Genomic DNA, 19,689 nt, shown 5'->3' on the forward strand with positions numbered 1-19,689 from the left:
CCCTATCCTGCCGTCTCCTCCCGGCCCAGCGCGAGGGCCGAGTTCGTCAGCGCGATATGGCTGAACGCCTGCGGGAAGTTCCCGAGCTGACAACCGGCCACCGGGTCGTACTCCTCGGCGAGCAGCCCGACGTCGTTGCGCAGGAGGAGCAGCCGCTCGAAGAGCTCCCGCGCCTCCTTCACCCGCCCCGTCATCCGCAGCGCGTCCACCAGCCAGAACGAGCAGGCCAGAAACGCTCCTTCACCTCCGGGCAGGCCGTCGATCCTCCTGCCATGGGTGCTGTACCGGCGTACGAGAGCGCCGTTGGCCCCCAACTCGTCCCGTACCGCGTCCACCGTCCCGATCACCCGCGGATCGTCCGGCGGCAGAAATCCGACCCGCGGAATGAGCAGGGCCGCCGCGTCGAGTTCGGCGGAGCCGTAGAACTGCGTGAACGTGTTCCGCCGCGGGTCGTACCCCTTCTCGCAGACCTCCTGGTGCACCTCGTCCCGCATCGTCCGCCACCGGTCCGCGTCGCCGCGTATGGAGTCAGTCGCCTCCAGGGTGCGCACGGCACGGTCCGCCGCCACCCACGCCATCACCTTGGAGTGCACGAAGTGGCGACGGGGCCCACGCACTTCCCACAGCCCCTCGTCCGGCTCGCGCCAATTGGACTCCAGGAAGCCGAGCAGGCTGAGCTGCAGATTCCAGGCGTGCTTCTCCGAGGCCAGACCGGCCTCCCGCCCCATATAGAGGGTGTCGATGACCTCTCCGTACACATCGAGCTGCAACTGCTCCACGGCCCGATTGCCGATGCGGACCGGCCCGGAGCCCGCATAGCCGCTCAGCCACGGCAGCTCGGTCTCTGGCAGCCGGCGCTCGCCCGCCAGCCCGTACATGATCTGCAGGTCCGCCGGGTCCCCTGCCACCGCGCGCAGCAGCCAGTTACGCCAGGCCTCCGCCTCTTCCAGATAGCCGGCTGTCAGCAGTGCGCCGAGCGTGAGAGTGGAGTCGCGCAGCCAGCAGTAGCGGTAGTCCCAGTTGCGTACGCCGCCGAGCTCTTCCGGCAGGGAGGTGGTGGGCGCGGCGACGATCCCGCCGGTCGGGGCGTAGGTGAGCGCCTTGAGGGTGATCAGCGAGCGGATGATCGCCTCGTGGTACGGGCCCTCGCTCACACACTTCGAGGACCACCCGGCCCAGTCCTCCAGGCTGCTCTCCAGCGCCTCGTAGGGGTCGATGAGTTCCGGCCGCGGTATGTGCGAGGGATACCAGGTCAGGACGAACGCGATCTTCTCGCCCGCGCCGACCGTGAACGCCGAGCGGGTGCTGAACTGCTGACCCCACGTCTTGACGTTCGGCTCGCTGCGCAGCCATACGGAATCGGGGCCGGCGATCGCCACCCGGTGGCCGTCCGCGCGCCGCATCCACGGCACGACGGAGCCGTAGTCGAAGCGAATCCGCAGGACGGCGTCCATCTCGACGGTGCCGCTGACGCCTTCCACGATGCGCATGACATCGGGGGTCGTGTCGCGCTGCGGCATGAAGTCGATGACCTTGACCGTGCCGGTGCGTGTTTCCCACACCGACTCAAGGACGAGCGAGTCGCCTATGTAACGGCGGCTGGTGCAAAGGCCGGTGCCCTTCGGGGCGATCCGCCAGTGGCCGTTTTCCTCGTCGCCGACCAGCGCGGCGAAGCAGGCCGCCGAGTCGAAGCGGGGCAGGCACAGCCAGTCGATGGAGCCGTCCCTGCCGACCAGCGCGGCGGACTGCAGATCACCGATGAGGGCGTAGTCCTCGATGCGTAGCGTCACGCATTGGCGTGTTCCCGCCCAGCGCGGGGGTTAAGCGGCCGGGGCCCGTGCCACGGGCGGCTGCTAGACCGTCACGGGGGCGGACTCCGGGGCTTCCTGTTCAGCCGCGGCCTCGCGGTCGCGCTTCTCACGCCGTACGAGAATCACCCAGCCGACGGGTACGGCTGCCGTGAACAGCCACCACTGGACTGCGTACGCCATGTGCGCGCCGATGGAGTCGTGGTCGGGGTCCGGGATCAGTTCGGGGCTGCTGCCTGCGGGCTCGGGCGCCGTCTGCTCCAGATAGCCGCCGAGCACGGTCCGGCCCAGCGCCTTGGCCTGCTGCCCGCTGCTGATCAGCATGACCTGGCGGGGCGGCAGACCGGCCAGGTCCTTGATGCCGCTGGCCTTTGTCGTCTCATCGGCCTTGAGCCGGCCGGTGACGGTCACGGTGCCCTTGGGCACGGGCGGCACGGACGGGAAGGCTCGCTGGTCGGCGTCGGCCGGGATCCAGCCGCGGTTGATCAGGACCGCCCGGCCGTCGGCCAGGATCAGCGGGGTCAGTACATGGAAGCCGACCCGGTCGTCGGCGGAGGTGCGGCGGCGTACGACGACTTCGTGCGCGGAGTCGTAGGTGCCGGTGGCGGTGGCCTGCCGCCAGTAGTCGGCGCGCGGGATCGTGTGCCCGGGGGAGGTGAGCCCGGTCACGGGGACGGGCTTCGCCTCGAGGTTCTCGGCGATCAGGGTGTTCTGCGCGACCCGGTGCTGGTGCCGGTGGAACTGCCAGAAGCCCAGCTCGATCATCGTGGGGATGAGCACGAGACCGATGAGGGTGAGGATCACCCACTGGCGGGACAACAGGAAGCGGTACACGGTTTCGACCGTACCTGCTGCGGCCTGCGGCCCGGACGCGGGGTCCACGTCCGGGTTGCCCGGTCACACCTTGTCGACGATGCCCGCCCTCCCCTCCGCGCGGGCGCAGTGCCCGCCGCAGTACCAGTGGCCCTCGACCTCGACGCCCTGGCCGATGATCTGGACCCGGCAGTGCTCACAGATGGGCGCCATGCGGTGAATGGCGCAGGAGAAGCAGTCGAAGACGTGCACCGCGCCCTGCGCGTGCACCTCGAAGGACATCCCGTAGTCGTTTCCGCATACCTCGCAACGTGCCATGCGCCACAGGGTGGGACGCGAGGCCGCCGCTGGGCGAGCGGGCAGCGGGCGAGTCGCGCCGGGTTCACTCCGATGCGGGTGCGGGTGCGGGTGCGGGTGCGGGTGCGCGTGCGGGCGCCGGTGCCGGTGCGGATGCCGGGGCCACGTCACGCAACAGCTGTGTGAAGGCAGCCTCGTCGACGACCGGCGTGCCGTACGACTTCGCTCTGACGGTCTTCGAGGTCGACGCCTCCGGATCGTTGGTCACCAGCAGACTGGTCAGCCGGGACACGCTGGTCGCGACATGCAGCCCCGCCTCGATCGCCCGGTCCTCCAGCAGCTCCCGGTCGACGGAGGTGTCGCCGGAGAACGCCACCCGCATCCCCTGCGTCAGCGGCCCGCCCACCTCGTACCGCCCGGGGTTGGGGTAGGGGCAGGCCGGGCGCTTGCGCGAGGGCCGCCAGGTGCTCTGTCCGTACGACGCCTGATAGCCGATCCGCGGGGTCGCGGGGGAGTCCGACCACTCGGTGAGCGGACGGCACTCGAGCAGCGGCAGCCGCACCCCGTCGCGGGCCGCGCTGTGCAGACTCGGCCGGAACGCCTCGGCCAGCACCCGCGCGTCGTCCAGCGCGTGGTGCGCCCGCTGCTGCACGACCCCGAAGTGCGCGGCGAGCGACTCCAGCTTGTGGTTGGGCAGCGGCAGCCGCAGCTCCTTGGAGAGCGCGATGGTGCACAGCCGCTGCCGGGTGGGCGCGGTGCGCTGCGCCCGCGCATACTCCCGGGCGATCATCGACCAGTCGAACATGGCGTTGTGCGCGACGAGGACCCGGCCGTCCAGCCGCTCGGAGAACTCACCGGCGATCTCGCCGAACAGCGGCGCGCCCTCCAGCACATCGCTCGTCAGGCCATGGATCCACACCGGACCCGGATCCCGCTCGGGGTTGACGAGGGTGTACCAGTGGTCCTCTACATCGCCCAGGGCGTCCAGGCGGTACACGGCAGCAGAGATTATCCGGTCGTCGCGGGCGAGTCCGGTGGTCTCCACGTCGACGACCGCGTACCCCTGGGGATACGCGGCCGGCCACGCCGTTGCTGCGGTTGTACGGTCGTCGAGCATGGTCACAGAGAATACGGGCCCACACTGACAGCGCCGGACCGGTCCGGTCCTCGCGCGGCCCCGCGGAGCCCGGCGTCACCGCTCCAGCAGCGCGCTCACCAACGCCCGTACGGATGAGGTGAAAAGCCTCTCCGGATCCGCCGGCCGGGCCAGCGCCCGTGCCAGGGCCGGGTCCTGTTCCGCGGCTCTCGTGTCCCACAGCTCGCCCTTGCCGGGCGACTGGACCGGCGAGCGTTCGCTGTTGCGCTCGACGAGTACGAAGCCGACGACCTGGAACTGCACCGCCCGCACCGCCTCCGCGGCGCGCGCCCCGCGCAGGCCCGCGGCGTGCACCTCGTGGACGAGCGCCTGTTGCGCAGGCAGGAACATCCGTTCCGTGAGCCCCCGTTCATGGACCATCGCGATCAGGTGGGGCCGTTCGCGCAGCTCGCGGCGGAGCCTGCGGGCGACCGAGACGACACGCTGGGCGGGCGTGCGGCCGACGGGCCGGATCGCGCCCATCTCCTGGACCGTGCGCTCGACCAGTGCGTCCAGCAGCGACTCGCGATTGCCGACATGCCAGTAGATCGACGTGACCGCCGTGCCGAGCTCGGCGGCGAGCTTACGCATCGTCAGGGCCTGCGGGCCGTGCTGCTTGACGAGGGCGGCCGCCGCGTCGAGGACCTCGTCGCGGGTCAGCGCGGTGCGTGGCATGGTGCCCCCAATTCTCGGGCGTGCAGGGCTCTTTACCCTTCATCGGCGGCGGTGTAACTGTGTTACAGACCCCCGGAAAGGACCATCCCACGAAGGGCGGCAGACATGGCACGCGTACGGTACGGCGCGCGCACAGAGGCGGAGATCGCCGCGGCCCGCGCATCCAGTTCCAGGCTCCCCGACATCTGGTCCACCGGAGTGGTGGCGGTGTGGGAGAGCGACCCGGACGCGGTGGCGGCCGTACTGCCGCCGCCGCTGAAGCCCACCGAGCGGCCTCTCGTACGGGCGAACATCAGCAAGGTCGACCTGCCCGGCTATCCTCCCCCGCAGCCTTCGGCGCGGGAGGTACCCCCAGGCGCCGGGTCGGTGGCGGTCGCCGCGCTGCACGACGGTCGCGAGGGCTGGTATCCGCTCGTCATGCCGATGACCCATGAGCGCGCGCTGATCGGCGGACGTGAGGTGTTCGGCGAGCCGAAGAAGCTGGGCGAGGTCACGGTCGAGCGCGACGGCCTGGTCGTACGGGCCGTGCTCGCCCGGCACGGCATCGCCTTCGTCGAGGTGCGGGGCGCGGTGGACGGACCGCTTCCGCTCCCCGAGCCCGCCGAAAAGCTCGACTTCTACTTCAAGTTCCTGCCCGCGGTCGACGGCCGGGGCTTCGACGCCGACCCCGTACTCGTCCACTGCACCCGCAACGAGAAGGTCCGCAGGCTGGAGAAGCTCACCGGCGATGTGGTGCTGCGCGAGTCGGTGTACGACCCCGTCGCGGACCTCCCCGTACGCCGCGTCGTCGAGCTCACCATCGGCGAGAAGACCACCGACCAGAAGGGCCGGGTCGCCGAACGCGCGAGCGCACAGGCGCTGCTGCCCTACATCCACCAGCGCTACGACGACCCGCAGCAGATCCTCGACGGCCCCCCGGCGGGAAGTGCCTGATGGAGCTGACAGCAGGGCAGGTCGCCGTCGTCACCGGCGCGGCGAGCGGCATCGGGCTCGCCATGGCACGCCGCTTCTGCGCCGAAGGGCTGAAGGTCGTCCTCGCGGACGTCGAGGAGGCGGCGCTGCACAAGGCCGCGGACGAACTCGCAAAGGACGGCGCGCAGGTGCTTGCCCGCACCGTCGACGTCGGCGAGCGGGAATCCGTACGCGCCCTTGCGGACGCCGCCTACGAGACCTTCGGCGCCGTCCATGTGCTGTGCAACAACGCGGGCGTCGGCTCCGGCGCCGAGGGCCGGATGTGGGAGCACGAGCCGAACGACTGGAAGTGGGCCTTCGCCGTCAATGTCTGGGGCGTCTTCCACGGCATCCAGGCCTTCGTGCCGCGCATGATCGCGAGCGGTGAGCCCGGCCATGTCGTCAACACCTCATCGGGCGACGGCGGGATCGCGCCGCTGCCCACCGCCTCCGTGTACGCCGTCACCAAGGCGGCCGTCGTGACGATGACCGAATCGCTGTACGCGCACCTCAGGGCCGAGCACGCGCGCGTGGGCGCCTCCGTGCTCTTCCCCGGACCGCACATGCTGCGCACCGGACTGTGGGAGTCGCACCGCAACAGGCCGGAGCGGTACGCCAAGGAGCGGCCGCGCAGAAGCCCGTACCGCAGCCTCGGCCAGTGGGAGTCGGCGATGAAGGACGCCGGGCACGAGGTGACGTTCACGCCGGTCGAGGAGGTCGCCGCGTTCGTCGTGGACGGGATCCGCGCGGACCGCTTCTGGATGCTCCCCGCGAGCGAGCACAGCGACCGGCAGATCCGCGCCAGGTCGCAGTCGATGCTCGACCGGGCCGACCCGTCGTATCTCGAGAGCTTCATCCTGGACTGAGGGGCGTGCGATGACCGACCCGAACGACCGCTGCCTGACCACCGACCCGCACGAGCCGTACCTGATCATCTCCTCCGACTGCCACGCCGGGCTGCCGACCGAGCGGTACCGGCCCTATCTGGACTCCCGGTTCCACCGGGACTTCGACGCGTTCCTCGCGGGACGCGACCGCCGCCGCGAGGAGATGACCCGCCTCGGAGTACGCAACGAGGCCTTCGCGAGCAAATGGTTCAGCGACAACGAGGAAGGGCTGAAAGGCGGTTGGGACAGCGCCCAGCGGCGCAAGGAGCTCGACGGCGACGGAGTGGCGGCCGAAGTCGTCTTCCCGGACGCGGACGCCGTCGACAGCCGGACCGCCGCGCCGTTCGGTGTGGGACTCGGACTCTCCGGCGACCAGGACCCCGATCTCGGCATGGCGGGCGCGCAGGCGCACAACCGCTGGCTCGCGGAATTCGTCTCCGCCAGTCCCGAACGGCACTGCGGGGTCGCCCTGCTGCCCGTCACCGGCGAGGTGGAGCGGGTCGTCGCCGAGATCCACCGGGCCAGGGAGTCCGGCCTCGGGGCGCTGATGATCCCTTCGATGTGGGTGGACAAGGCGCCGTACCACGACCGGCGTTACGACCCCGTCTGGGCGGCCGCGGCCGAGACCGGCATGCCCATGGTCACCCACTCCGGCGCCGCCCCGCGCCATGAGTACGGCGACCACCTCGGCATCTATGTCTCCGAGGTCACCTGGTGGCCGTCCCGCCCGCTGTGGTTCCTGCTCTGGTCCGGCGTCTTCGAGCGCCACCCCGGCCTGAAGTTCGGCGTCGCCGAATCGGGCTGCTGGTGGCTGCCGAACCTTCTCTGGTTCATGGACCGGCTCTACCTCGGCGCGCACGGCGGCAAGAAACTGTCGCCGTTCGCCGAGCTGAAGCGGCCGCCGAGCGACTATCTCGACCGGCAGATCTTCATCTGCGCCACCAACACCAAGCGGCGCGAACTCGCGCAGCGCTACGAGATCGGCGTCGACAACATCCTCTGGGGCAGCGACTTCCCGCATCCAGAGGGCACCTGGCCGAAGACGAGGGAGTGGCTGAGGAACACCTTCCACGACATCCCGATCGCCGAGACCCGCCGGATGCTGGGGCTGGCCGCGGCGGAGGTCTTCGGCTTCGACACCGGAAAGCTGGCCCCGATCGCCCGCCGCATCGGCCCCACCCCGGCCGAACTGGGCCAGTCGGAGGACCAGCCGGCGGTCGAGGCGTCCTGGGCGAGGTCCCGGGAGGTGGGCCGGCACTGGCTGACCGACCACGACTTCCCGGTGATGGGAGTCGGCTGATGGACCGCTACACAGTCATCTCCGCCGACTGTCACGCCGGGGCCGATCTCCTCGACTACAAGCCGTACCTGGAGAAGAGCCACCACGACGACTTCGACGCCTGGGCGGACGCGTACGTCAATCCGTACGAGGACCTGCTCGCCGACACCGCCGACCGCAACTGGAACTCGGACCGCAGGCTGGCCGAGCTGGAGGCCGACGGCATCGTCGCCGAGGTCGTCTTCCCCAACACCATCCCGCCCTTCTTCCCCAGCGCCTCGCTGATGGCCCCGGCGCCTTCGCGGGAGGAGTACGAGCAGCGCTGGGCGGGGCTGCGCGCCCACAACCGCTGGCTCGCCGACTTCTGCGCGGCGGCGCCCGGACGGCGGGCGGGCGTCGCGCAGATCCTGCTGGGCGACGTCGAGGAGGCCGTCCGCGAGATCCGCCGCTCCAAGGACGCGGGACTCACCGGCGGGATCCTGCTGCCCGGTACGCCACCGGGCTCGGGGCTGCCGGAGCTGTACTCGCAGACGTACGACCCGATCTGGGCGGTCTGCGACGAGCTCGGCGTACCGGTCAACCACCACGGCGGTTCGGCGTCGCCGCCGCTCGGCGAAGAGCCGGCCGCCCGCGCGGTGTTCATGGTGGAGACCACCTGGTTCTCGCACCGGGCCCTGTGGCATCTGATCTTCGGCGGGGCCTTCCGCCGCCACCCGGGACTGAAACTGGTCCTCACCGAGCAGGGCTCGGGCTGGATCCCGGGCGTGCTCGACATGCTGGACTACTACCACGGGCGGCTGGTCGCGGCGGCGAGTCGCGCCGCGACCGCCGAGTCCAAGTTCGGTGCCGGGCTTGCCGATTCGATGGGCCGGGGCCTAAGCCGGGTCTGGCGTGAGAACTGCTTCGTCGGCGCGAGCTTCATGCGCCCGCACGAGGTGCCGCTGCGCCACCGGATCGGTCTGGACAAGATCATGTGGGGCAGCGACTATCCGCACGACGAAGGCACCGCCCCCTACTCCCGCGAAGGCCTCCGCATCGCCTACGCGGGTCTGCCGACGGACGAGGTCGCGGCGATGGCCGGCGGCAACGCCGCCCGTGTCTACGGCTTCGACCTCGGGCTCCTCGACCCGATCGCGGCCGAGGTTGGCCCGACGGTCGAGGAGATCGCCGAGCCGCTGACCGAGATCCCGACGGACGCGACGAGCCCCGCGTTCGCCCGGGGCGGGTCGGTGCGGGTGTGGTGAACCCCGGGGTGAGAACCTCCCCGGGTGACTGAAGCACCCCGGGACGCACCCCACGACGAACCGCACGGCGGGGCCCTCGGCGCGCGCCTCAACTGGCTCCGCGCCGCGGTCCTCGGCGCCAACGACGGCATCGTCTCCACCGCGGGCCTCGTCGTCGGCGTCGCGGGCGCCACCGGCTCGCGCGCGACTTTGCTCACGGCGGGCCTCGCCGGACTGCTGGCCGGGTCGATGTCCATGGCGGCCGGTGAATACGTCTCCGTATCCACCCAGCGCGACTCCGAGAAGGCGGCACTGGCAGTGGAGCGGCGTGAGCTGCGCGAACAGCCCGAGGAGGAGCTCCAGGAGCTGACCGACCTGCTGGTGGACCGCGGCCTGACGCAGGAGGTGGCCCGCGAGGCCGCCGCCCAGCTCACCGAACGCGACGCCCTGCGCGCCCACGCGCGCGTGGAGCTCGGCATCGAACCGGACCAGTTGGCCAACCCGTGGCACGCGGCGGGGGCGAGCTTCCTGGCGTTCACGCTGGGCGCGCTGCTCCCGCTGCTGGCGATGGTCCTGCCGCCCTCGTCCCTGCGCCTGCCGGTCACGGTCCTCTCGGTGCTCGCGGCCCTGTCCCTGACAGGCTGGTGGAGCGCGCGCCTGGGTGCGGCGGCGGCAGGTCCGGCGGTGCTTCGTAACGTCGGCGGGGGAGCGCTGGCGATGGCGGTGACGTACGGCGCGGGGTCGCTGCTCGGCGCGGTGGGGGTCTGAGGGCCGGGCTGTCTGACGGCGGACTTGGCAGAAGTCACCAAAAGCAGCTGACAAGTCGTCTCGCATACTTGTGGGTAACAACGTCTAGCCGTGGTCCGGCCCCCGCCTCTACGGTGCTCGCATGCCGAACCTGCCCGATGTCGTGCTCTGGTCGATACCAGCCTTTGTCCTGCTCACCGTCCTGGAGGTGGTGAGCTACCGGATCCATCCGGACGAGGACGCCGCCGGCTACGAGACCAAGGACGCCGCCACCAGTATCGGGATGGGGCTCGGCAGTCTCGTCTTCGACCTCCTGTGGAAGATCCCCATCGTCGCGATCTACACCGCGGTCTACGAGCTCACCCCCGCCCGCGTACCCGTCCTGTGGTGGACCATCCTGCTGATGCTGCTCGCGCAGGACTTCTTCTACTACTGGTCCCACCGCGGCCACCACGTCATCCGGATCCTGTGGGCCTGCCATGTCGTGCATCACTCCAGCCGGAAGTTCAATCTCTCCACCGCGCTGCGCCAGCCCTGGACGACCCTGACCGTCTGGCCGTTCTATGTGCCGCTCATCGCCTGCGGCGTGCATCCGGCCGCGCTCGCGTTCTGCTCGTCCGCCAACCTCGTGTACCAGTTCTGGGTGCACACCGAGCGGATCGACAAGCTGCCGCGGCCCTTCGAGTACGTACTGAACACGCCCTCCCACCACCGGGTGCACCATGCGTCCCAAGGCGGCTATCTGGACCGGAACTTCGGCGGCATCCTGATCGTGTGGGACCGGCTCTTCGGGTCCTTCGCGCCGGAGACGGAGCGGCCCGTCTTCGGGCTCACCAAGAACATCGATACGTACAACCCGCTGCGGGTGGCCACGCACGAGTACGCGGCGATCGCCCGGGACGTACGGGCGGCCCGCACCTGGCGGGAGCGGGCCGGGCGGGTCTTCCGCGGGCCGGGCTGGCAACCGGCCGCCCCGGCGGCGGCCGCTGCCGAGCCGGAGCGGGTCGCGTGAGCGGGGGCAGGGGGCAGGGACGCGCCGAGCGCAGCGGCTCCGTGTCCGCCGGTCAGCCGGCGGCGGGACAGCCGGGCGTCGTGCTGGGTGCCGACGCCGACGCGGGGTCGCCCTCGGGTGCGGATGTCCCGGCGGGCTCGGCCTCGGGGGCGGGTGCCGCAGCGGGTTCTGTCTCGCGGGCCGACGCCGACCCGGGGTCCGCCTCGCGGACGGATGCCGAGGCCCCGGCGGGGTCGGCCTCGGGTGCGGGTGTCCCGGCGGGTCCGACCTCGGGCGTGGATGTCCCGGCGGGTGCTGTCTCGCGGGCCGACGCCGACCCGGGGTCCGGCTCGCGGGAGCGGCTCGGCCGAGTACTCCTTGTCGCATTCTTCCTCGCCGTCGGCTGCGACCTCGCCTCGCTCGCCCTTGGGCTCGACGCCGGGCACACCGCCGCCAAGCCCCTGCTCATGCCGCTGCTCACGGCGTACGCCGCCACCCGCGGCGCACCCCGCCTGCTCCTCGCCGCGCTCCTCTTCGGCTGGGGCGGCGATGTCTTCCTGCTCTCCGGCGCGGACTGGGCCTTCCTCGTAGGGATGGGGTCATTCGCCGCCGGACACGTCTGCTATCTGCTGCTGTTCCGGGGTACGCGCACCTCACCCCTCCTCGCGGGCTTCTACGGCATCGCTCTCGTCGGCGCCGTCACGCTCCTGTGGCCCGACCTCCCCGCCGATCTGCGCATCCCGGTCGCCGGGTACTCCCTGCTGCTCACCGCCATGGCCTGCCGGGCGAGCGGCCTCGGCCTCGTCGCGGGCGCGGGCGGGGCGCTGTTCCTGCTCTCCGACATGCTCATCGCCACCGGTGTCGCCGAGTGGCCGCAGCTGCCCGTACCCGACTTCTGGATCATGCTCACTTACTGCGCGGCGCAGCTGCTGCTGGCCGCGGGCGTGCTCGCCCGGAGCACACAGGCGTTCGGCGAGAGCCGAGGCTGACGCGGCGCAGCAGCGTACGCGACCGTATTCAGCGCCACTCGGGCGCGTCCGTGCCCCAAATGCCGGGCGGAAGCGCCCAGTTGGCCGGACCGCCCGCGAAGGAGACCGGTGGCAGTGCGTGCCGCAGCCGCCCCATCGGGCTGTCCGTCTCCGTGAGCCAGGGGGCGGGGTCGTACGCCGCCGCTTCCTCGCGCTTACCTCTCTCGAGGCCGTTCACCAGCCAGGCCGCCGTCTGGGAGAGGGCGAGCCGCACCAGCCTGGCCCCGCCCTCGTCGTGCTGGTCGGTGAGGGCGCGCAGGACTCCGGCCGCCAGCAGATACCCGGTGCCGTGGTCGAGGGCCTGGGCCGGCAGCGCGCCGGGCTGCCCCTGATCGCCCTCGATCGCGGAGATGCCCGTGGCCACCTGCACCAGGCTGTCGAAGCCACGCCGTTCGCGCCAGGGCCCGTATCGCCCCCAGGCGGAGAGCTGGGCGACGACCAGCCCGGGCCGGCGGACGGCCAGCGCCTCGGGCGTCAGCCCCGGGAAGCGGTCCAGGGCGCCCGGCCGGTAGCCCAGCACCACCACATCGGCGCTCTCCAGCAGCTCCTCGAAGATCCGCCGGTCGCCGCCCCGGCAGCCGCCCCGGTCGTCCTGGTCGTCCCGGTCGTCCCCGTCGCCCCGGGCGCTGAGATCCAGCTGCGTCGAGCGCTTCCCCATCCCTGTGTCGTTGTGCGCCTCCTGGCTCTCCGGCAGTTGGGGAGCGTCGATCCGCAGCACATCCGCGCCGAGCAGCGCGAGCGTGCGGGTGGCGATCGGCCCGGCGAGCACGCGGGTGAGGTCGAGGACCCGCAGCCCGGCGGCGGGCAGAGTTGCGTCCCCGGTCAACGCCGGTAGCCGGCGCGGTGGTTGCTCGCCGAAGTCGTAGAGCGGCGCGCGTGTCAGCAGCGGCGCGGCGGCGGCCAACGCCCCCTGCTCGTGTGCCGCCCACTCCTCGGGCGTACGGGCGGCGACCGCGAGGCCGCCCGCCGCATACACCGTCTCCTCGACCTCCGCGGCCCGTCGCCGGCCGATCACGGCCGCGACGGCCTCCACGCCGGCGTCCGCCGGCAGCCCGAGGGCGGCCAGCAATCTGGCCCGGTGGTGCGGGTAGTTGGCGTGCGTACGGACCCACCCGTCGGCCGCCCGCCAGAAACGGGACAGGGGAGCGAAGGTCGTCGCCGCCTCGCCGTCGACCCGCACCAGCCGGTCGCTGAGGAACGCCGCCGTCACCGCTCCGTCGTCCACGCGGACGGAGGGGACGGGGCCGCCGGTGCGGCGGGCGGCGAGTTCGGCCGCGGCCAGTGCGCAGACCGCCACGGTGGAGCGTGCCAGCTCCATGACGGGCAGTTCGGCGGGCAGTCCGCCCGTGCCTTCGTACCGGACGCGGCCGAGGAGGGCGGGATCGCCGCCGAGCGCCGCCCAGGCCTGCGCCGTACCACTCAGTGATGCGTGAACCATGCAGCCACTATGGCACTCGGTGCCACACAGAAGGGGGCCGGACGCGGAACCCCGCGCCCGGCCCCCCGGGTCAAGCACTTCTACCGGCGAACCGCGTCCAGCGCGTCCGCGACGCCCGTCCCGTAGAAGCCGTTTTCGCGCTTGCCGCCCTCGCACACCGCGTCGACCGTGCCGTCGCCGTTGATGTCGTACGGGTTGGTGCACTCGGTGTCGTCGGCCTGCGCGTACAGCAGCGCCTTCACGCCCGACGCCGAAGCGTGCGGGTGCGTCGACTTGATCAGCGCGACGACGCCCGCGACATGCGGCGAGGCCATGGACGTACCGGCCTTGTAGCCGTACCCGCCGCCAGGCAGCGTGGACAGGATCCGGCCGTCGACGGCCGGCGCGTCCGGCTTCTGGAAGAGGGTCGAGTCGCCGCCCGGGGCGGAGACGTCGACCACGCCGAGGCCGTAGTTGGAGTACGACGACTTCAGGTTCTTCGCGCCCAGAGCGGAGACGGTGACGACACCGGGGATCTGGGTCGGAATGTCCAGGCACTCACGCGGGTTGATGACCCGCTCGACCGGAGTGGTGTCGTTCGGGCTCGTCGTGTCGGTGAGCTCGTCGGCGGCGAGGTCCATCCGGGAGTTGCCGGCCGCGGCGACGTTCACCGCGCCCTTGCGCTCCGCGTACCGGAGGGCCCGGGCATGTGCCTCGACCAGAGCCGCCTGGTCGGCGTCGTTCTTGCAGTTGAACAGCCACGGGTCGGTGTAGTAGCTGTTGTTGGTCACATCGACGCCGTGCTCGGCCGCCCAGACGAAGCCGCAGACGACCGCCTCGGTGTAGAAGAAGCCGTCGGGCTGCGACACCTTGATGCCGGAGACCTTCACGCCTGGCGCGACGCCGGTGACGCCGATGCCGTTCTTCGCCGCGGCTATCGTGCCCGCGACGTGCGTACCGTGGTCGCTCTCGCCCGGGCCCGGACGCCAGGCGCCGTCAGCGGTGTTGGGCGCGCCGCCTACGCAGCTGACCGACGCGGCGCGGTCGAAGTTCGGCGCGAGGTCCGGGTGCGTGTCGTCGACACCCGTGTCGATGACCGCGACCGTGACCTTCTTGCTGCCCAGCGTCTTCTCGTGGGCCTTGTCCGCCTTGATGGCGGGCAGGTCCCACTGCAGGGGCTCGAGCGGGTCCTGGTCCGCGTCCGCCTGGGCGGCCGCGGTCTTGGCCTCGGCGGCGGTGAGCGGACGCTCCGAATCGATCGCCGTGTCGCCCGCGGCGGTCAGCGGGGCAGTGCGAGTGACACCGGCCGACTGGACGCCCCTGACCGTACGGATCGTCTTGGCGAAGTCGGGGTTCTGCGAGTGGACGACGATGACGCCTATCTGGTCGTAGGCGATCACCACCGAGCCGCCGGCCTTGGCTATTGCCTTCTTGACCGATTTGGCGGTGCCGTGCCCGCCCTTGACGTTCACGACGTACGACAGCTTCGGGCCGTCGGTAACCACCGCGGCGGGTATCTCCTCCGCCGCCGGAGCTGCCGAGGCGGCTCCCGCGGGCAGGAAGCCGAGCGAGGCCGTGAGCGCCAGACCGGCGGGCAGGGCGAGCGCGCGCCGCCGTCTGGATCCCAGATGAGCCATGGGTTCTCCACATCATCCGTGACAACCGCCCAGACGCACGATGCGAATGGGCGGGTACATGACGAGCGAAGCTATCGCCGATCATGGGCCGCCTTCAATGAGTTGGTGAAGAAATCGGCAGAAAGTCCGGAGAAAGTCCGTCGCTCTCCGGAAGAAAAAGGCCGATGTTGAACCGGTTCGGTCCGCTCTCCGTGCCGTTGTCAGGGGGTGGAGCAACATCAAACCGCCCCTGACTGTGAGGTCCCCTTGTCCTTCCCCACCGCACCCGCGTCGCGAGGAGATTCCGTGGCTACCGATGCACTGCCGCCCCCCGGCGGTACGGACACCAGCCCCGCTCAGCCCACGACAGAGTCGTTCGTCGAGGTGCAGGAGAGTGCGGAATTCGGCGAACTGCGCCGCACATACCGCTCCTTCGCCTTCCCCCTGACCGTCGCCTTCATCGCCTGGTACCTGCTCTACGTGCTGCTGTCCAACTACGCCGGCGGCTTTATGGGCACCAAGCTCTTCGGCAACATCAACGTCGCCCTCGTCTTCGGTCTCGCCCAGTTCGCCACCACCTTCCTCATCGCCTGGCTCTATTCGCGCCATGCCGCAGCGAAGCTCGACCCGAAGGCCGCGGCAATCAAGTCCCGTATGGAGGCCGACGCATGAGCGCCGCGTACGCCGCTTACCCCACCGTCCAGCTGGCCGCCGACGGAGCGAGCGAGCACCGGCCGCTGATCATCACGCTCTTCGCGTGCTTCGTCGTCGCGACCCTGTTCATCACCGTGTGGGCAGGGCGCCAGACGAAGAACGCCGCCGACTTCTACGCGGGCGGGCGCCAGTTCACCGGCTTCCAGAACGGCCTCGCGGTCTCCGGCGACTACATGTCCGCCGCGTCCTTCCTCGGCATCGCCGGCGCCATCGCCCTGTTCGGCTACGACGGCTTCCTCTACTCGATCGGCTTCCTGGTCGCCTGGCTGGTCGCGCTGCTGCTGGTGGCCGAACCGCTGCGCAACTCCGGCCGCTACACGATGGGCGACGTCCTCGCCTACCGCATGCGCCAGCGCCCGGTCCGAACGGCCGCCGGAACCTCCACCATTGTCGTCTCGATCTTCTATCTGCTGGCGCAGATGGCCGGCGCGGGCGTGCTGGTCTCCCTGCTGCTCGGCATCACCAGCGACGCCGGCAAGGTCGCGATCGTCGCCCTGGTCGGCGTACTGATGATCGTGTACGTCACCATCGGCGGCATGAAGGGCACCACCTGGGTGCAGATGGTCAAGGCCGTCCTGCTCATCGCGGGCACCTTGCTCATCACCTTCCTGATCCTGCTGAAGTTCAACTTCAACCTCTCCGACCTGCTCGGCACGGCGGCCTCGAACAGTGGCAAGGGATCGGCATTCCTGGAGCCGGGCCTCAAGTACGGCGCCACCAGCACCTCGAAGCTGGACTTCATCTCGCTCGGTATCGCCCTGGTGCTCGGCACCGCGGGTCTGCCGCACATCCTGATCCGCTTCTACACCGTGCCCACCGCCAAGGCCGCCCGTAAGTCCGTCAACTGGGCGATCGGCATCATCGGCGCGTTCTACCTGATGACGATCGTGCTCGGCTTCGGCGCCGCGGCGCTGCTCAAGCCCGGCGACATCATCGCCTCCAACAAGGCGGGCAACACGGCCGCGCCGCTGGCGGCCCTGGAGATCGGCGGCGGCTCGGGATCCACCGGAGGCGCCATCCTGCTCGCGGTGATCTCCGCGGTCGCCTTCGCCACCATCCTCGCGGTGGTCGCGGGCCTGACCCTGGCCTCCTCGTCCTCCTTCGCGCACGACATCTACGCAAACGTCATCCGCAGGGGCAAGGCCACCGAGAAGGAAGAGGTCCGCGCGGCCCGCTGGGCGACGGTCGCCATCGGCGTCGTCTCGATCGGGCTCGGCGCGATGGCCCGCGATCTGAACGTCGCCGGCCTCGTCGCGCTGGCCTTCGCGGTCGCCGCGTCCGCGAACCTGCCGACGATCCTCTACAGCCTGTTCTGGAAGAGGTTCACCACGCAGGGCGCGCTGTGGTCCATCTACGGCGGTCTGACCTCTGCCGTGGTGCTGGTGCTGTTCTCGCCGGTCGTCTCCGGCAAACCCACTTCGATGTTCAAGGAGGCGGACTTCTACTGGTTCCCACTGGAGAACCCGGGCATCGTCTCGATCCCGCTGGGCTTCCTGCTCGGCTGGCTCGGCTCTCTCCTGTCCAAGGAGGAGCCCGACAAGGGCAAGTACGCGGAGCTCGAGGTCAAGTCCCTCACCGGTACCGGAGCCCACTGAGCAGGACCCATGCACGAGTCGGGGGGAGGCCGCGTCGTAGGGTCCTACGACGCGGCCTCGTCGTACATCGTGACAATCGAGCCCCACCGGTGTCAGTGCTCTGGCGTAGGCTCGAAGCCATCAGATCCGCGAATTGGGGGAGGGGGCCCACAGTGCTCATCGACACTTATGGCCGTGTGGCCACTGACCTGCGTGTTTCACTCACGGACCGGTGCAATCTGCGGTGTACGTACTGTATGCCGGAAGAAGGTCTGCAGTGGCTCGCCAAGCCGGATCTGCTCAGTGACGACGAGATCGTCCGGCTGATTCGCATCGCCGTCACCGACCTCGGCATAACCGAGGTCCGCTTCACCGGCGGGGAGCCGCTGCTGCGGCCCGGCCTGGTCGGGATCGTCGAGCGCTGCGCCGCTCTGCAGCCCCGCCCCAATATGTCGCTGACGACCAACGGCATCGGGCTCAAGCGCACGGCCGCCGCCCTCAAGGACGCCGGCCTGGACCGGGTCAATGTCTCGCTGGACACCCTGCGGCCCGACGTCTTCAAGACCCTCACCCGCCGCGACCGCCACCACGACGTGCTGGACGGCCTGGAGGCGGCCCGCGCCGCGGGCCTCGCCCCGGTCAAGGTCAATACGGTCCTGATGCCCGGCCTCAATGACGACGAGGCCCCCGACCTGCTCGCCTGGGCTGTGGAGAACGACTACGAGCTGCGTTTCATCGAGCAGATGCCGCTCGACGCGCAGCACGGCTGGAAGCGCGACGGCATGATCACCGCGGGTGACATCCTGCAATCGCTGCGTACGCGCTTCACGCTCACCGCCGAGGGCGAGGAGGAGCGCGGCTCCGCGCCCGCCGAGCGCTGGGTCGTGGACGGCGGACCGCACCGGGTCGGGGTCATCGCCTCCGTCACCCGCCCCTTCTGCCAGGCCTGCGACCGCACCAGGCTCACCGCCGACGGTCAGGTGCGCACGTGCCTGTTCGCCCGCGAGGAGACGGACCTGCGCGCTGCGCTGCGCTCGGAGGCTCCCGACGAGGAGATCGCCCGCATTTGGAAGCTGGCGATGTGGGGCAAGAAGGCGGGCTCGGGCCTCGACGACCCGGAGTTCCTGCAGCCCGACCGTCCGATGTCAGCGATCGGCGGCTGAGGACTCCCACTCCGGGAGCGTCACGACATCCTTCAAGAAGCCACGCACACCCAGGAATTGGGAGAGATGCTCACGGTGCTCCTCACAGGCGAGCCAGGTCTTGCGGCGCTCGGGAGTGTGCAGCTTCGGGTTGTTCCACGCGAGCACCCAGACGGCGTCGGCACGGCAGCCCTTGGCGGAGCAGATCGGTGTTTCGTCACTCACTGATGTTCATCCCAAACAAGGCGACGCCGAGCAGCCACGGGGGGAGCTGCCCGGCGTCGGTCCGTCGCTCCGACGGGGGATGCGGAGCGCGCTTCGAAGTATGTCACGGGGAACGGGGTGCAGTGCACTGGAACTTCACGATTGATCTGAGCTTTTATTGAGCTTTGCGGCGCCTTGGAATCAGCCCTGTTCCGGTCTTTGACGGTCGCGCTCGAAGCCGTCGGCTTTCGCCTTGGATTCCGCCTCGGGTTCCTCCGCGGCGGGGGGCGTGGTGACCGGCGCGATCGCCGGCCGGGACGGAGTGGGAACGAACGTCGAGGGCAGCGAAGGGGGGTTCTCGCGGCCCGCGTTGGCGATCACCACGGCGATGTACGGGAGCACCCCACCGAGCACCAGCGCCACGATCGCCACGTGCCGTTCCACATTCCACAGGACTGCGGCGAGGATCACCGCCAGGGTCCGCACCGACATCGAGATCACATAGCGACGCTGCCGGCCGCGCACATCGTCGGCGAGCCCCTGCCGGGCTCCCGTGATCCGGAAGACCTCCGTATCGCCATGCTTCCGCATCACGTTCCACCACCTGGTTTCCGCGTCGGACGCTCCCCGGTCCTGACGTGTTCCACCGTACGCCGCGACTCCGACGCCTACGAGAGCGGGGCATGGCCCCGCTGCGTGTCCCCGGCTGCGCCGTAGCGCGTACGGCGTCGCCCGACATGCGCTGTATGGCCGATCGGTCGAGACTGGCGGCATCACTGCTCACAGAGAGCCGTACGAGGAGGCAGCCATGGGCTGGTTGTGGGCGATCATCGTGGGATTCGTGCTGGGCCTGCTCGCAAAGGCGATCCTGCCGGGCAAGCAGCACATGCCCCTCTGGCTGACCACCATCCTGGGCATCTGCGGTGCCGTGCTCGGCAACTGGCTTGCGATGGGCTTCGGGATCGCCGAGACCAGTGGCGTCGACTGGGGCCGCCATCTGCTTCAGATCGCGGCGGCCGTTGTGCTCGTCTTCCTGGGAGAGATGGCGTACAACGCCGCGCGGCGCAACCGACAGAGAGCCTGATCCAGGAACCGGCGGGGGGGGGGGGGGGGGGGGGGGGGGGGGGGGGGGGGGGGGGGGGGGGGGGGGGGGGGGGGGGGGGGGGGGGGGGGGGGGGGGGGGGGGGG

20 protein-coding genes are annotated in these 19,689 nt (G+C 70.6%); 11 read left to right on the plus strand and 9 right to left on the minus strand.

All coding sequences use genetic code 11. The features are described from left to right. Positions 1–2 precede the first annotated feature (2 nt). The 5 genes from ACFYWY_RS18815 to ACFYWY_RS18835 all read right to left on the minus strand — a co-directional run bounded on the left by ACFYWY_RS18815 (position 3) and on the right by ACFYWY_RS18835 (position 4,728). Positions 3–1,790: a glycoside hydrolase family 15 protein gene (locus ACFYWY_RS18815; RefSeq protein ID WP_389187425.1), complete on the minus strand. Its 1,788-nt coding sequence runs from the start codon at positions 1,788–1,790 to the stop codon at positions 3–5. 63 nt (positions 1,791–1,853) lie between these two features. Beyond that, a complete protein-coding gene (locus ACFYWY_RS18820; RefSeq protein ID WP_389187428.1) occupies positions 1,854–2,642 on the minus strand; it encodes an SURF1 family protein in 789 nt (262 codons plus the stop codon). A gap of 63 nt (positions 2,643–2,705) precedes the next feature. Next, entirely contained in the window at positions 2,706–2,939 is a 234-nt protein-coding gene (locus ACFYWY_RS18825) for a hypothetical protein (RefSeq protein WP_124002417.1), read from the minus strand. A 64-nt stretch (positions 2,940–3,003) separates the two neighbouring features. Further along, the gene (locus ACFYWY_RS18830) at positions 3,004–4,041 is read right to left on the minus strand and encodes a DEDDh family exonuclease (protein WP_389187432.1); all 1,038 of its coding nucleotides are present in this window, start codon (positions 4,039–4,041) and stop codon (positions 3,004–3,006) included. A 69-nt stretch (positions 4,042–4,110) separates the two neighbouring features. After that, on the minus strand, positions 4,111–4,728 hold the full coding sequence (locus ACFYWY_RS18835; protein WP_389187435.1) for a TetR/AcrR family transcriptional regulator: 618 nt from the start codon (positions 4,726–4,728) through the stop codon (positions 4,111–4,113). Positions 4,729–4,833: 105 nt separating this feature from the next. Between ACFYWY_RS18835 and ACFYWY_RS18840 the strand changes: the two genes are divergently transcribed. The 7 genes from ACFYWY_RS18840 (at position 4,834) to ACFYWY_RS18870 (ending at position 11,795) form a co-directional block, all read left to right on the plus strand. Further along, the gene (locus ACFYWY_RS18840; protein WP_389187437.1) at positions 4,834–5,661 is read left to right on the plus strand and encodes an acetoacetate decarboxylase family protein; all 828 of its coding nucleotides are present in this window, start codon (positions 4,834–4,836) and stop codon (positions 5,659–5,661) included. After that, entirely contained in the window at positions 5,661–6,545 is an 885-nt protein-coding gene (locus tag ACFYWY_RS18845; protein ID WP_389187440.1) for an SDR family NAD(P)-dependent oxidoreductase, read from the plus strand. Before ACFYWY_RS18840 ends, ACFYWY_RS18845 begins: the two co-directional genes overlap by 1 nt. 10 nt (positions 6,546–6,555) lie before the next feature. Further along, complete coding sequence (locus ACFYWY_RS18850) at positions 6,556–7,866, plus strand: amidohydrolase family protein (RefSeq protein WP_389187443.1); 1,311 nt, start codon at positions 6,556–6,558, stop codon at positions 7,864–7,866. Further along, positions 7,866–9,089 carry an amidohydrolase family protein gene (locus ACFYWY_RS18855; RefSeq protein ID WP_389187446.1) on the plus strand — a complete coding sequence of 408 codons (1,224 nt, stop codon included), beginning with the start codon at positions 7,866–7,868 and terminating at the stop codon, positions 9,087–9,089. The genes ACFYWY_RS18850 and ACFYWY_RS18855 overlap by 1 nt, the downstream gene beginning before the upstream one ends. 24 nt (positions 9,090–9,113) lie before the next feature. Then, positions 9,114–9,836: a VIT family protein gene (locus tag ACFYWY_RS18860; RefSeq protein ID WP_389187449.1), complete on the plus strand. Its 723-nt coding sequence runs from the start codon at positions 9,114–9,116 to the stop codon at positions 9,834–9,836. 121 nt (positions 9,837–9,957) lie between these two features. Further along, positions 9,958–10,827: a sterol desaturase family protein gene (locus ACFYWY_RS18865; RefSeq protein ID WP_389187451.1), complete on the plus strand. Its 870-nt coding sequence runs from the start codon at positions 9,958–9,960 to the stop codon at positions 10,825–10,827. A gap of 275 nt (positions 10,828–11,102) precedes the next feature. After that, complete coding sequence (locus ACFYWY_RS18870) at positions 11,103–11,795, plus strand: lysoplasmalogenase (protein ID WP_389187492.1); 693 nt, start codon at positions 11,103–11,105, stop codon at positions 11,793–11,795. A 28-nt stretch (positions 11,796–11,823) separates the two neighbouring features. Here the strand turns inward: ACFYWY_RS18870 and ACFYWY_RS18875 are convergent, their stop codons facing one another. Further along, positions 11,824–13,272: a CoA transferase gene (locus ACFYWY_RS18875; RefSeq protein ID WP_389187454.1), complete on the minus strand. Its 1,449-nt coding sequence runs from the start codon at positions 13,270–13,272 to the stop codon at positions 11,824–11,826. 80 nt (positions 13,273–13,352) lie between these two features. Further along, positions 13,353–14,888 (minus strand): S8 family serine peptidase, encoded by a 1,536-nt coding sequence (locus tag ACFYWY_RS18880; RefSeq protein WP_389187457.1) that lies wholly within the window; start codon positions 14,886–14,888, stop codon positions 13,353–13,355. Between the two features lie 285 nt (positions 14,889–15,173). On the opposite strand from ACFYWY_RS18880, the gene ACFYWY_RS18885 reads away from it, so the two are divergent. The 3 genes from ACFYWY_RS18885 to moaA all read left to right on the plus strand — a co-directional run bounded on the left by ACFYWY_RS18885 (position 15,174) and on the right by moaA (position 18,318). Beyond that, complete coding sequence (locus tag ACFYWY_RS18885) at positions 15,174–15,539, plus strand: DUF485 domain-containing protein (RefSeq protein WP_215098413.1); 366 nt, start codon at positions 15,174–15,176, stop codon at positions 15,537–15,539. Next, positions 15,536–17,176 (plus strand): cation acetate symporter, encoded by a 1,641-nt coding sequence (locus tag ACFYWY_RS18890; RefSeq protein WP_389187461.1) that lies wholly within the window; start codon positions 15,536–15,538, stop codon positions 17,174–17,176. The genes ACFYWY_RS18885 and ACFYWY_RS18890 overlap by 4 nt, the downstream gene beginning before the upstream one ends. A 152-nt stretch (positions 17,177–17,328) precedes the next feature. Beyond that, complete coding sequence (gene moaA / locus ACFYWY_RS18895; protein ID WP_389187464.1) at positions 17,329–18,318, plus strand: GTP 3',8-cyclase MoaA; 990 nt, start codon at positions 17,329–17,331, stop codon at positions 18,316–18,318. On the opposite strand, the gene ACFYWY_RS18900 is transcribed toward moaA, so the two are convergent. Both ACFYWY_RS18900 and ACFYWY_RS18905 read right to left on the minus strand, forming a co-directional pair. Then, positions 18,301–18,522, minus strand: a complete 222-nt coding sequence (locus ACFYWY_RS18900) for a hypothetical protein (protein WP_389187467.1) — start codon at positions 18,520–18,522, stop codon at positions 18,301–18,303. The two genes, moaA and ACFYWY_RS18900, sit on opposite strands and share 18 nt — an antisense overlap. A 180-nt stretch (positions 18,523–18,702) precedes the next feature. Further along, a complete protein-coding gene (locus ACFYWY_RS18905) occupies positions 18,703–19,092 on the minus strand; it encodes a DUF3099 domain-containing protein (RefSeq protein ID WP_389187495.1) in 390 nt (129 codons plus the stop codon). A gap of 217 nt (positions 19,093–19,309) precedes the next feature. Between ACFYWY_RS18905 and ACFYWY_RS18910 the strand changes: the two genes are divergently transcribed. Beyond that, positions 19,310–19,585: a GlsB/YeaQ/YmgE family stress response membrane protein gene (locus ACFYWY_RS18910; protein ID WP_389187470.1), complete on the plus strand. Its 276-nt coding sequence runs from the start codon at positions 19,310–19,312 to the stop codon at positions 19,583–19,585. Positions 19,586–19,689 lie beyond the last annotated feature (104 nt).

It is taken from the genome of Streptomyces sp. NPDC002870, from assembly GCF_042888505.1.
Lineage (GTDB): Bacteria > Actinomycetota > Actinomycetes > Streptomycetales > Streptomycetaceae > Streptomyces.

Excerpts from the sequence above, each read along its gene's own strand:
- ACFYWY_RS18905 (WP_389187495.1), bottom strand. The coding sequence starts at position 19,092 with ATGCGGAAGCATGGCGATACGGAGGTCTTCCGGATCACGGGAGCCCGG.
- ACFYWY_RS18865 (WP_389187451.1), top strand. The coding sequence starts at position 9,958 with ATGCCGAACCTGCCCGATGTCGTGCTCTGGTCGATACCAGCCTTTGTC.
- ACFYWY_RS18875 (WP_389187454.1), bottom strand. The coding sequence starts at position 13,272 with ATGGTTCACGCATCACTGAGTGGTACGGCGCAGGCCTGGGCGGCGCTC.
- ACFYWY_RS18850 (WP_389187443.1), top strand. The coding sequence starts at position 6,556 with ATGACCGACCCGAACGACCGCTGCCTGACCACCGACCCGCACGAGCCG.
- ACFYWY_RS18880 (WP_389187457.1), bottom strand. The coding sequence starts at position 14,888 with ATGGCTCATCTGGGATCCAGACGGCGGCGCGCGCTCGCCCTGCCCGCC.
- ACFYWY_RS18855 (WP_389187446.1), top strand. The coding sequence starts at position 7,866 with ATGGACCGCTACACAGTCATCTCCGCCGACTGTCACGCCGGGGCCGAT.
- ACFYWY_RS18890 (WP_389187461.1), top strand. The coding sequence starts at position 15,536 with ATGAGCGCCGCGTACGCCGCTTACCCCACCGTCCAGCTGGCCGCCGAC.
- ACFYWY_RS18840 (WP_389187437.1), top strand. The coding sequence starts at position 4,834 with ATGGCACGCGTACGGTACGGCGCGCGCACAGAGGCGGAGATCGCCGCG.
- ACFYWY_RS18835 (WP_389187435.1), bottom strand. The coding sequence starts at position 4,728 with ATGCCACGCACCGCGCTGACCCGCGACGAGGTCCTCGACGCGGCGGCC.
- ACFYWY_RS18825 (WP_124002417.1), bottom strand. The coding sequence starts at position 2,939 with ATGGCACGTTGCGAGGTATGCGGAAACGACTACGGGATGTCCTTCGAG.
- ACFYWY_RS18910 (WP_389187470.1), top strand. The coding sequence starts at position 19,310 with ATGGGCTGGTTGTGGGCGATCATCGTGGGATTCGTGCTGGGCCTGCTC.
- ACFYWY_RS18845 (WP_389187440.1), top strand. The coding sequence starts at position 5,661 with ATGGAGCTGACAGCAGGGCAGGTCGCCGTCGTCACCGGCGCGGCGAGC.